Origin of the sequence: Oceaniferula flava (assembly GCF_016811075.1) — a bacterium.
GTDB lineage: Bacteria > Verrucomicrobiota > Verrucomicrobiia > Verrucomicrobiales > Akkermansiaceae > Oceaniferula > Oceaniferula flava.
This window is the reverse complement of record NZ_JAFBGL010000010.1, coordinates 13,125-25,278: the sequence shown is the minus strand read 5'-3', so window position 1 is coordinate 25,278 and position 12,154 is coordinate 13,125. Positions and strand designations below refer to the sequence as shown.

General features: G+C 56.6%; 10 protein-coding genes and 1 riboswitch. Of the genes, 2 read left to right on the top strand and 8 right to left on the bottom strand.

From position 1 onward, the window contains the following. Positions 1 to 45 precede the first annotated feature (45 nt). The 6 genes from JO972_RS13975 to JO972_RS13950 are packed head-to-tail and all read right to left on the bottom strand — an operon-like array spanning position 46 to position 6,940. A complete protein-coding gene (locus JO972_RS13975; protein WP_309490689.1) occupies positions 46 to 1,503 on the bottom strand; it encodes a sensor histidine kinase in 1,458 nt (485 codons plus the stop codon). A 5-nt stretch (positions 1,504 to 1,508) separates the two neighbouring features. Further along, positions 1,509 to 2,162, bottom strand: coding sequence for a response regulator transcription factor (locus tag JO972_RS13970; RefSeq protein WP_309490688.1), 654 nt, complete (start codon positions 2,160 to 2,162; stop codon positions 1,509 to 1,511). Between the two features lie 15 nt (positions 2,163 to 2,177). Then, the gene (locus JO972_RS13965; protein ID WP_343221597.1) at positions 2,178 to 3,395 is read right to left on the bottom strand and encodes an ABC transporter permease; all 1,218 of its coding nucleotides are present in this window, start codon (positions 3,393 to 3,395) and stop codon (positions 2,178 to 2,180) included. Continuing rightward, positions 3,395 to 4,096 (bottom strand): ABC transporter ATP-binding protein, encoded by a 702-nt coding sequence (locus JO972_RS13960; protein ID WP_309490686.1) that lies wholly within the window; start codon positions 4,094 to 4,096, stop codon positions 3,395 to 3,397. The genes JO972_RS13965 and JO972_RS13960 overlap by 1 nt, the downstream gene beginning before the upstream one ends. After that, a complete protein-coding gene (locus tag JO972_RS13955) occupies positions 4,093 to 5,451 on the bottom strand; it encodes an efflux RND transporter periplasmic adaptor subunit (RefSeq protein WP_309490685.1) in 1,359 nt (452 codons plus the stop codon). Before JO972_RS13955 ends, JO972_RS13960 begins: the two co-directional genes overlap by 4 nt. 43 nt (positions 5,452 to 5,494) lie before the next feature. Beyond that, complete coding sequence (locus tag JO972_RS13950; protein WP_309490684.1) at positions 5,495 to 6,940, bottom strand: efflux transporter outer membrane subunit; 1,446 nt, start codon at positions 6,938 to 6,940, stop codon at positions 5,495 to 5,497. A 143-nt stretch (positions 6,941 to 7,083) separates the two neighbouring features. Further along, positions 7,084 to 7,189: riboswitch (TPP riboswitch) on the top strand. 96 nt (positions 7,190 to 7,285) lie between these two features. Here JO972_RS13950 and thiC point away from each other — a divergent pair. Together thiC and JO972_RS13940 are read left to right on the top strand one after the other, a co-directional pair. Beyond that, positions 7,286 to 9,376, top strand: a complete 2,091-nt coding sequence (thiC, locus tag JO972_RS13945; RefSeq protein ID WP_309490683.1) for a phosphomethylpyrimidine synthase ThiC — start codon at positions 7,286 to 7,288, stop codon at positions 9,374 to 9,376. A 51-nt stretch (positions 9,377 to 9,427) separates the two neighbouring features. Then, entirely contained in the window at positions 9,428 to 10,198 is a 771-nt protein-coding gene (locus tag JO972_RS13940) for a four helix bundle suffix domain-containing protein (protein ID WP_309490682.1), read from the top strand. A gap of 28 nt (positions 10,199 to 10,226) precedes the next feature. On the opposite strand, the gene JO972_RS13935 is transcribed toward JO972_RS13940, so the two are convergent. Continuing rightward, positions 10,227 to 11,231 (bottom strand): zinc-dependent alcohol dehydrogenase family protein, encoded by a 1,005-nt coding sequence (locus tag JO972_RS13935; RefSeq protein WP_309490681.1) that lies wholly within the window; start codon positions 11,229 to 11,231, stop codon positions 10,227 to 10,229. Between the two features lie 52 nt (positions 11,232 to 11,283). Beyond that, on the bottom strand, positions 11,284 to 12,150 hold the full coding sequence (locus JO972_RS13930) for a DUF4437 domain-containing protein (protein WP_309490680.1): 867 nt from the start codon (positions 12,148 to 12,150) through the stop codon (positions 11,284 to 11,286). Between the last annotated feature and the right edge of the window lie 4 nt (positions 12,151 to 12,154).

Here is a 12,154-nt window from a genome sequence, read left to right as displayed (position 1 = left end):
AAAACCACTGATGACGAGCGTTGATTCGCGGGGCATGCATCAGCATCAACGCCCCACTTCGCCGGCTTGCTTCTTGGGGTTTTTCAACGGCAGCGTGACGGTAAATGTCGTCCCCTCGCCCACCGTGCTCACGACATCCACGCGTCCGCCGTGATTGACCGCGGCCGACTGCACGATGGCCAAGCCCAAGCCTCGGTGATCGCCTGAATGCCTGGCCGAGTCGACACGGTAAAACCGATTGAACAAGTGCGGCAAGTGCTCGGGCGCAATCCCCTGACCATGATCTTCCACAGTCAGCACAATCTCATCACCATGCGTCAGTTTCACCTCCACCTCGGTTCCCTCGGGGTTGTGATCGATGGCGTTGGACACCAAATTCGTCACCATCATCGAGAGCGCTTGCGGGTTTCCTGAATAGGGAACATCCGGCGCCGTCACCGATAACTGGCTGGCACGCTCTTGGGCCAGCGCTTGCAGAAGCTCGCCGGACTCGCGCACAATCGCACCGAGGTCACAGACTTCATCCACCCCTTCGACCTCCGCGAGGTCCTGATGCGCCAAGGCTAACAGGGAAACAATCAGCCCCTTCATACGCTCGCTCATCCGACCGGTGGTTTGCAGGATCTCGCGGTATTCCTCCACCGTGCGCTCGTTTTTTTTCAGTCCGCGTTGGGTCTCGCTCAAGATCACCGTGACTGGAGTGCGAAGTTCATGTGATGCGTCTGCGATAAATTGTTTCTGCTGCCGGATCATCACCTCGAGTCGGTCGAAGGTGCCGTTCAAGACCTTACCCAAGGACGCGAGTTCGTCGTCATTCTCCATCGTTTCCACCCTTTCGGACAGGTTGCCATCGGCAATACGACTGGCGGTTTGCGCGATCACTCCGATTGGCCGAATTGCTCTTCCCGCCAGCCACCAGCCGCCGGCCAGCCCCGCCAACCAAAGCCCGGTGCCGCTCGCGATGAGAACGAAACGGAATTTATTCAACTTCTCCATTTCACCCCGGATATCCAGACCACTGAGGGTGTGAAAACCCTGCGGTGTGCGGTGGCGGAAGACCAAATGATCTCCTTCAAGGTGCAGTAGCCGCTCGCCCCCTTCAGGCTCGTCGTCCAGCACCTTCACATCCTGCGGTGCATTCTTGGAAACAAACAAAGGTTTCTTCTGCTCATCCCAGGCCGCGAAGTAGGAGTGATCACTGCTCTCTGTCCCGGAATGACCGGAAACGGCCAGCGGCACGCCGGGCTCGGATGCCAGGTGACTCAGCCGGGCACGCGCCTCATCGTTTGAGTAGGGACTCCCTCTGCCCGCTCGTGCATCTCGATCAAAGACCGCCTTGCCGACAATATTGCGATCGAACTCCACCAGCTCCTCTTCCAGCTGCGTCATCCGCTCCACGCGCACCGTCCGGTAGGAAAGAATACAGAGTGCCGCGATGACCACCGAGAGGATCAGGGCATGCCAGAGCTGTAAGCTCCAGCGCAGTGAATGAAATGGGCGCATAGCGGTTAATCGAGGATCATGTATCCGAGCCCTCGTCGGGTGACAATCAGGCCGGATCCTAGTTTTTTACGAATATTGGAAACGTGGACATCGAGTAAGTTCGAAAGCGTGTCTTCATCGGCGTCGAAGAGGTGCTCGTAGAGCTCGGTCCGACTCACCACCCGGCCGTGTTTGAGGGCGAGATATTCCACCAGCGCGTATTCGCGGGCGGTCACTGCCACCACCGCACCAGCGCGGCGGATTTCCTTGCAGGCCAAATCCACCGCCACATCACCGATCTCGATGACCCGAAGCGTTTCGCCACTGGACCTGCGAATCAATGCGCGCAGACGGGCTAACAGTTCTTCGAGATCAAAAGGTTTCACCAAATAGTCATCCGCTCCACCGTCCAGGCCGCGGATGCGATCGTCCAAGCCGTCTCGCGCGGTGAGCATCAGCACCGGAGTTTTCTTTTCCTGTCGCAGGGTGGCCAGAAGCGTCCAGCCATCCATCACTGGCAGCATGCCATCGAGCACAATGCAGTCGTAATCCGTCTCCTGAGCCATGAACAGCCCCTCGCCGCCGTCCTCAGCTTCATCCACCGCGTAGGTCTCCTCACGCAGGTTGGCGACCAAACTACGGCGCAAATCAGGATCGTCCTCGATGACCAATAATCTCATGCTGTGTGAAGTTCATTATTCATGACGGAGGGCATCGATGGGATCCAAGGCCGCGGCACGACGCGCCGGCATGAATCCAAACAACACCCCCACGGCGCCTGAGAATAAGAATGCGATTAAATTGATCTTCATATCAAATAGAAACGGAACGCCGATGACCTTGGATAAGACTACACAGAGACCAAAGGCCAAGGCCAGCCCGATCAGGCCACCGATGCACGCCAAGGTCACCGCCTCGACCAAGAACTGCAGAAGCACCTCACGCGCCCTCGCTCCCACCGCCAGGCGGATACCGATTTCACGCGTCCGCTCGGTTACCGATACCAACATAATGTTCATAATCCCAATACCGCCCACTAACAAACTCACTCCAGCCACTGCTCCTAACAGAGTAGTCATCACCTGGGTGGACGAGCTCACGGCCTCGGCAATCTGACGGGTGTCGATGACAGTAAAATCATCATCTTCGTTCGCCTGCAAGTTTCTGCGTTCACGCATCAATAGGCTGATCTCATTGATGATCGCAGTGGTGTCGGCATCGTCTTCCGCGGAGATGAGGATGGTAGAAATATCATGCTCCGAAGTCTTGCCGACCAAGCGCCTCTGCAAAGTTGTTAGAGGAACAACAATGGTATCGTCTTGGTCGCGACCTTGCCCCGACTGACCTTTGGTTTTCAACACGCCGATGACTTCACAGGAGGATTTACCCAGCCGGATTTTCGTCCCAATAGGATCTTCCGAGCCAAACATTTCCTTCTTCACCGTGCCGCCAATCACACAGACAGCCTTACCAGAAACCAAGTCCGAGCGTTCGAAAAACCGACCGCTTTCTAGGCTCCATTTTCCGATACTGAAGTATTCGGGCGTGGTGCCGGTCACCTCGGTAGAGCGGGCGTTCTGCAGGTAGATGGTGCTGACATTGGTCGAACTCGTGGGAGCCACACTGACCAGACCACCGATCTGTTCCTCCACCGCCTGGGCATCTTTCTCACTGAAATTTGGCACCCCGGCCGATGACGAACGTGGACCAAACCCCTGACCGGGACGCAGCACCAGAAGGTTACTTCCCAAGTTGGAAATCTGATTCTTCACTGCGCTGGTGGCACCCTGTCCCAGCGTCACCATGGTGATCACTGCGGCCACGCCGATGATGATTCCTAACACGGTGAGAAACGCACGCATGAGATTGCGCCGGATTTCACAGAGGGCGATATATAAAGCATTAAAAAACATCAGTCGGTTGGGTTCAGGTAATCGGATTCGATCAAGCCATCTTTGACTCGGATCACACGTTTCGCGTAGCTCGCGATATCGTCTTCATGGGTCACCATCACAATGGTGATCCCGGCTTCTTGATTGAGGTTCACCATCAGGTTCATGATTTCGATGCTGGTGACAGTGTCGAGGTTACCGGTCGGCTCATCTGCGAACAGCATGCTTGGTTGCGATACCAATGCGCGTGCAATAGCCACCCGCTGCTGCTGCCCCCCGGAGAGTTCGGCCGAGGTGTTTTTCAACTTATCCCCCATACCCACCGACTCCAGAGCTGCGATCGATGCCTCCCTCCTCTCCTTGGCGGTGACACCACGGTAGAGCAGAGGCAGTTCCACATTCTCCCGCGCCGAGGTTCTGGCTAACAGGTTGAAACCTTGGAAGACAAAACCCAAAGCATACCTTCTCAGCAGCGATCGTTCGTCGGAGTTCAGTCCTCCCACATCGATGCCCGAGAAGTGATACTGCCCGCCGGATGGAACGTCGAGACAGCCTAACAAGTTCATCAAAGTCGACTTGCCAGACCCACTCGGTCCCATCACAGCCACGAACTCCCCTTCGCCAATGCTGAGGTCCACGCCTTTCAGAGCTTGGAAGGCAGCATCGCCTTGGCCGTAGGTTTTTGTGATTCCTTTGAGCTCAATCAGTTGGTCCTGTTTCATGGTGTGTCCACTTTCTCTCTGATGATGACCTGCATACCCTCTTCTACTTCGGGCCCAAGAACTTCGGTGTGCCGACCATCCGTAAGACCTGTTGCTACAGAGATTTGTTTCGGTTCGCCGTTGTCTAAGATCCAGATCGATTTCATGGATGTTTCGCCTGCAGCTCCACCGCCATTAGCTCTGCCACCCTCACCTGATTGGCCTTTACCGGACCGTCCTTTACCAGAGCGGCCACCTCCACCACCGCGCATCGCCCGGCGTGGTGGTCCAGGCGTGAGGTTCTCCAAGAGGCTCTGCTTGGGAGCCTCCTTGGTTTCTGTGCTGCCGGAACCAGGCTTGTAGCGGAGCACTGCATTCGACACCATCAAGATGTTATTGCTTTCGGCCACACGAATGTCGGCCGTGGCAGTCATGCCCGGGCGCAGACTGAGGTCATCATTTTTCACTTCAAGTTCCGCCTCGTAGGTGACCACATTGTCGGTAATCTCGGAAGCGTAGGAAACCTTCACCACTTTGGCTTCATAGGTCCGGTCCGGCCAGGCATCCACCGTGAAGCTGGCCGATTGACCCGGCTTCATCCGACCGATGTCAGCCTCAGCCACGGCGACTTCCAGTTTCATTTTGGTGAGTGTTTCAGCAACGATGAACAACTCGGGGGCTGAAAACTGCGCCGCCACAGTGGATCCAGGTTCCACGCTGCGAGAGAGAACGATGCCTGTGATCGGCGATTTGATTTCGGATTTATCCAGATCGGTCTCGGTGACTTTCACTTCCGCTTCCGCCTTCAACACGGCAGCCTTTGCCGACTCCAAACTGGCCAAGGCGCGGTCTCGAGTGGCCGTGGCGGTATCGAGGTCTGCCTGCGAGGGAGTTTTCCCTCCACTGATACGGTGCAGCTCTTGCAGCCGCTTGAGCGACGATTCACTTTCAGCCACTGTTGCCTTGGCCTGGTTCACCGAAGCCTTGGCCACGGAGAGCGATGCCCGCAGGCTGTTCAGCTCCTGCTCTAACTTTGTGGTATCCAGCACTGCGATGACCTGACCTTCTTCGACGGTGTCATTGTAATCCACCAGCACCTTGTCCATGGTGCCGGAGATTTCACTACCGACGCTCACCTCATTGGTGGGCTCCAGATTGCCTGTGGCTGTCACTGTGACGGCGATGCTTCCGCGGTCGATAGCTTCGGTGACATAGGTCGGTTTTCCATCGTCACCTCCATAGTAGTATTTTTGCAAGGCGAAGGCTGCTCCAGCGAGTAACAGCAAGAGAATCAGCAGTGTGATAAAGCGCTTCCGCCGTGAGGGTGAGTTGGCGCGAATCTTGTCCGCGAGGTCGTCATGTTGTTGTGTTTTCATTATCTTGTTAGAATCGTTTTTTTGCTTGTTCAGATCTCTTGGGTTAACGCTGCCAGCCACCACCCAGAGCTTTGTAAAGGGCCACGAAGGAGCTTGAGCGATCGCCTTGGACGGTGACCACCTGCTCCTGAATGCTGAGCAATGCCCGCTGGGTATTGAGGACGGTATCGATATCCTCCACCCCAGCCTCATAACTTTGCCGCGCGAGTTGCTCGGCATTTTCCGCCGCCTGCAGCGCCCGTTGGGTGATCTCAGCCCGCTGTTCGTTTTTCTGACAGGCGATCAATGCGTCTTCGACTTCCGAGAGCGCCGTCAGCACACTGGATTTATAGCTCTGCCATGCTTGTTCCTCCTGCTCGCTCTGCACCTCGATCTGGCTGCGAATCTTTCCTCCGTCGAAAATAGGAGCTGTTAGCCCCGCAATCACACTGGCGGCAGCTTGCTCAGGACGGAGCAGTTTGGAAAGACCATCGCTGTCCACGCCGAGGCTTCCACTCAAGGTCAAGGAAGGCATTTTCTCCGCCTCTGCCGCATCGGTGCGATACACCGCCGCGAGCCAAGAATAACCTGCGCTACGCACGTCAGGGCGCTGGCGCACCGTGTCTGCGGGGATGCCGACTGCCAATTTCCGTGGTGGCTCAGGCACTTTGCCCGATCGTTTCGCCAGCAGCTTATCAAGCGCTCCCGGCGTTTTCCCAGCCATCAAGGTCAGTGAGTTTTTCGCATTACCGATGGTTTGCTCCAGCGAGGGAAGCGTCGACCGGAGTTGCTCCAAATTGCTCTTCGCCTGCTGCGCATCCAGAGAGTCAGTCTGGCCAGCTTGCTCTTTCCACGACGCCAGCTGGTAAGTTTGCTCGAAGTTTTTGACGTTCTCCTGCACCACTTTCATGCGTGCTTCCGCGCTGCGCAACGTGACATAGGCGAGGGCGACTTCGGACGTCAGCGACGCCTGAACCGATTCCCGAGTGGCCACCGAACTGGCCAGATCAGCCTGAGCGGCGGCTACGGCAGCCTGTTGTTTGCCAAAGAGATCCACTTCCCATGACGCCTGTAAACCTGCCGAGTAAACTTCGGTGCTAGAATAGGTGGTCGAGCTGGAGCTGGAATCTTTGCTGCGGCTGCCACTGGCTGAAGCTACGCCATTAAGCGTCGGCAACAGGCCACTCTTCTCGATGGACCTCCGCGCCCTAGCTTCACGCACGGCCGAGAAGGCTGATTTCAGGTCGGGATTCGAGGCTAGGGAGTCACGGATCAGCTCGGTCAGCACGGGGTCATGGAATTCACTCCACCATTGAGCGAGGTCCACGTTCACCTGCGTTTGCGGGAAATCGGCACCATGTTGCCAGCTTTGCGGCAGCTTCACCGGCTGAGTGGGTTGCTTGCTCAAATCCATCGTCTGGCAGCCTGTAAGCCCGGCCACCACCAAGGGCAGCACCATGCCGGACCGCAGAGAGGGCTTGGTCAGCCAAGAAATATCGAGTCGTTTCATGCGGCCCACCCTCTCACAGCGAACCTTTAGTTAAGATGAAGCGGCCTATTTTTTTCTATTTATTTGTCTCTTACTCCCCATTTTCAGAGATCGCCTCGTAAAAACCCCACCTTGACACTTCAGGCCGAGTCATTAAAATCCGAACGCTAAGACAGGGGAGCCGACGAGGCTGAGAATGAGCAAAACCGCCCATGACCCTCAGAACCTGCCACGGTTAACACCGGCGAAGGGAGTCGCGTTTCTTTTCGGACATCGAAATACGTCGCCAAACCCATCGCTCCATATTCCAGGCGGTGGGTTTTCTTTTTTTATCCCCCCAAACTCAACCATCACACCACAACTACCATGATCTCACGCGACGATAACGAAATCACTCCGGAAAACGCCCACCAGCGCTCCGACTACACCGGCAACTTTGTCGAGGACATCGATAACTCCGAGGAGCTTGCCGCCCTGGAAAAAGACCCGACCATTTTCCCCAACTCCACCCGCGTTTATGTGGAGGGAAACATCCACCCGTCCGTGAAAGTGCCGATGCGTGAGATCCGCTTGTCCGACACCGAGCACCCGAACGGAAGAGTCGAAGAAAACCCACCGATCCGTGTCTACGATTGCTCCGGCCCTTGGGGTGACCCTGATTTCGACGGCAACGTCCGCGAAGGCCTCCCTGCCCTGCGCCGCCAGTGGATTCTCGACCGCAATGACGTCGAGGAATACGATGGCCGCGAAATCACCGCCGCCGACAATGGCTACCTCTCCGAGAAACACGCGGAGAAATACAACGAAAACAAAGCCGCCAAGAACAAGCTCAAGGAATACCCCGGCCTGAAGCGCAAGCCGCTGCGTGCCTCCGCCGGCCACCCGGTCACTCAGAAATGGTATGCCGACCAAGGCATCATCACTCCCGAGATGGAATACATCGCGATCCGCGAGAACAACGGTCGCATGGAGGAGTTCAAAACCATCCACGATCGCTACCCGACCGTTGACGAGCTGCCCGATGACGCGTCCGAGCAAATCAAGGAATTCGTCCGCCAGCAGAACTCCACGCCCGAAGGCTACGAGATGCCGCGTCCGTCCGAGATCGATCCGATGAAACAGGTCTCGCGCAACGTCATGAACCACCAACACCCGGGCCAGACCTACGGCGCTGAAATTCCGAAGCTCATCACCGCCGAGTTCGTCAGAAGCGAGGTCGCCCGCGGCCGTGCTATCATCCCTGCCAACATCAACCACCCGGAAAACGAGCCGATGATCATTGGTCGCAATTTCCTGGTAAAAATCAACGCCAACATCGGTAACTCCGCCGTCGCTTCCACCATCGATGAAGAGGTGGAAAAAATGCGCTGGTCCACCAAGTGGGGCGCCGACACCGTGATGGATCTGTCCACCGGCAAAAACATCCACGCCACCCGCGAATGGATCCTGCGCAACTCACCAGTTCCCATCGGCACCGTGCCGATCTATCAGGCACTGGAAAAAGTCAACGGCAAGATCGAAGACCTCACTTGGGAGCTTTACCGCGACACCCTGATCGAGCAGGCCGAGCAAGGCGTCGATTACTTCACCATCCACGCCGGCGTGCTCAAGCGCTTCGTCCCCCACACCGCCCGCCGGATGACCGGTATTGTCAGTCGTGGTGGATCGATCATGGCCAAGTGGGCACTGCACCACAATGCCGAGAACTTCCTCTACACCCACTGGGATGAAATTTGCGACATCTGCGCCGCCTATGACGTTTCCTTCTCCATCGGCGACGGCCTCCGCCCCGGCTCCATCGCCGATGCCAACGACTACGCCCAACTCGCCGAGCTCGAAGTCCAGGGAGAACTCACCACCCGCGCCTGGGCCAAAGGTTGCCAGGTGATGAACGAAGGCCCCGGCCACGTGCCGCTCCAGCTGATCGAAGAGAACATGCAGAAGCAAATCGACTGGTGCCACGAAGCCCCCTTCTACACCCTCGGGCCGCTGACAACAGACATCGCTCCCGGTTACGATCACATCACCTCCGGCATCGGTGCCGCCAACATCGGCTGGTATGGCTGCGCCATGCTCTGCTACGTCACACCGAAGGAGCACCTCGGTCTCCCTAACAGAGACGACGTCCGCGAAGGCGTGATCACCTACAAAATCGCCGCCCACGCCGCTGACCTCGCCAAAGGCCACCCGGCTGCGCAGGAACGAGACAACGCCATCTCCAAAGCCCGCTTCGAGTTCCGCTGGCGCGACCAGTTCGCCCTCGGCCTCGACCCAGCCAGAGCCATCGACTTCCACGATGAAACCCTCCCCGCCGAAGGTGCCAAAACCGCCCACTTCTGCTCGATGTGCGGACCGACATTCTGCTCGATGAAAATCACCGCAGATGTGAGAAAGTATGCTGAGGAAAATGGCTACACCGGTGATGACATGAGCAAAGAGGAGCTGGCCTCCGTGTGATTCTGATGATCGGTCTGATCAGACGGATCAGACCGATCTAAAACTAACCCCATGAAAAAACTCCGCCCAACTGGCGGTTACCGCAAACTGGCATCATTCCAGACAACCACCCTGATCTACGATGCCACGGTAGCCTTCTGCAAAAAATTCATCGATCCCTACTCCCGCACCACTGACCAGATGGTCCAGGCTGCACGTAGTGGTCGGCAGAATATTGCAGAGGGCAACCGCGCTGGTTCTACCAGCACCCACTCCGAACTGAAACTCACCAATGTCGCGCGAGCATCTCAAGAAGAGCTGCTGCTGGATTTCGAAGACTACCTCCGCCAGAACGATCTCCCGCTCTGGCCAAAGGATGCCCCCGAGGCATCTCAAGTGCGGGCTCTGGCACGCCAGTGCCAAAAACAAGATCCGTCAGATCAGACCGATCAGTCGGATCTAAACCTGCCCACAGACGCCGGCGACCGTGCCCGCTATACGCTCTACCGCCCTTGGTTAGAGCATGCAGACCCCGCCATCCGCGCCAACGCGATCCTCTGCCTGATTCACCAAGCGAACTTCTTGTTAGACAAACAACTCATCGCCATGGAACAGGCCTTCGTAGAAGGCGGTGGCTACCGTGAAACCCTCGCCACCGCTCGCATCGCGAAGCGAAACCAAGATCGCTCCGATCAGACGGATTCGTCTGATCACAAAGCCCCGCACTGCCCAGCCTGCGGCAGAGCCATGGCCATCCGCACTGCCAAAACAGGAGCCAACCAAGGCTCCCAATTCTGGGGCTGCACCGGCTATCCGGACTGTAAGCAGACGTCTGCCATCTAGTCAGACAATAACGCCCTGACACAGCCGATTAAGCATCCATCCCTCGCACCACCACATTGCCAAAATGCTTACCAGACTTTTGGTGAACATAAGCTGAATCGGCATCTTCGAACTCAAAGACGCTGTCCACCACGGGTGTGAGACTGTGTTCTTCCAATGCTGCGTGGAAGCGGTGCTGCATGGCTTTGCTGCCGACGTAGATGCCGAACACTTGCAGGCTCTTGCCGACGATCATAAACGGATTCACCTCCGCCGCCGTGCCGGTCAGCACACCGATCAGGCTGATCACGCCGTGGTATTTCACCGACTTCATCGAGCGCTCGAAGGTGCCTGCGCCACCGACCTCCACCACCAGGTCCACGCCGCGTTTCCCAGTAAGTTCCCACACCTCCTGATCCCAGTCCGGGGTGTCGCGATAATTGATGGTATGCGTGGCTCCCATTTCCTTCACACGTGCCAATTTTTCATCAGAACTCGAAAGCACAATCGTCTTCAGACCAAATGCCACGGCGAGCTGCAGGGCGAAGATCGACACGCCTCCCGTTCCCTGTATCAAAATCGTATCGCCCTTCTTCGCGGGTCGTGCGTGCTCGAACAAGGCGTGCCAGGCCGTCAGTCCGGCACAGGGCAGGGTCGCGGCTTCGGCAAAATCAAGATGCTCTGGCACAGCGACAAAACTCTGCTCGTGCCCGAGGACGAACTCCGACAGCATTCCGTCCACCGAGCCACCGCCGCGCGCCACTCCATGAATCTCACGGGTGATCTCGCCGTCGATCCAGTTGGGAAAAAACAAACCCAGCACCCGATCTCCCACTTGGAAATCCTGCACCTCGGCACCCACCTCCACCACCACACCCGCACCATCGGAAAACGGCACGATGGCCTCCTTCGCATACTGCCTCATCAGGAAATCCCGATAGTTCAGCGACGCGGCTTTCAGCTGCACTTTAACGTCCTTCGGCCCCAGCTTCGGCACCTCAGCATCGACCAGACGGATCGCATCCGCCCCTGGCTCCATGATATATTGTTTCATTTCTAATAATTGATTCGTTGTATCATTCACATCTAACATAGATTCCTGTTCGCTACTTCGCCACGACCCGATACCCACCTGCATGGCGTAGGTAGAGCACTGTTTCTTTTTCTGTCTTCAATCGATACACGGTCGCTCCCAGGTGAGTGAAATAGCTGCCAGCCACGAGCTTGGATGATTTTTCATCTTGCTGCATAGCCACCTGTCCATTGACCACTACGGCACGAAATCGCCCTTTTCCGGTGCGTAACTCACCTTGGAAACCTGCGGGTAGCTTCAGTAGAGATCCATTGGTTCGCGCCTGATCCGCCTTCATCCAGAGCAAGGCCATTTGAGGGGATTTCTGCGAGGCTCCCACCTCGATTCGTGTCGTTTCCGTTGCATCCTGCCAGACAATGTTAGATTCATGCACATTGATCGGTCGCTCTCCGTTATCTGTCGCCTTATCTGACGGCAGAACCAAATACGGGCCACTATCGATTTCGATCAGCGCCATATTGTTCTCTCCTTTAGCCGCCGTGATATGGTTTTCTCCTGCAGGCTGTGTCCAGTAAGAGCTAGAGGGCATCCACATCTTAGCGGCTGCTGGATCATCATTGTGGATCAATCCGGAAATAACCACTCCTCGATAAGTCACGTTGTGAATGTGCGGTGGAGAGGAAAAGCCATCTTTGAATTTCACCAGAAATCCGGTAGCGGCATCACCAGCTCGATCGCCCCACAAGGTCGCCGCCTGCGGACTCGCGTCACCCCTCGCCTTATTCAGCGGTGTCCACTTCACATCAGCCAGAGCAACCACAGCGCTATCCCCCTCGTCTGATTTTTCCTCGGCAGCCACGTTCGATAGCAAGCTACTTAACATTGTCACTGCTACCACTGGCAACCCGATCAGAGCGTTTTTCTTTATTAATTTTTTCATATTT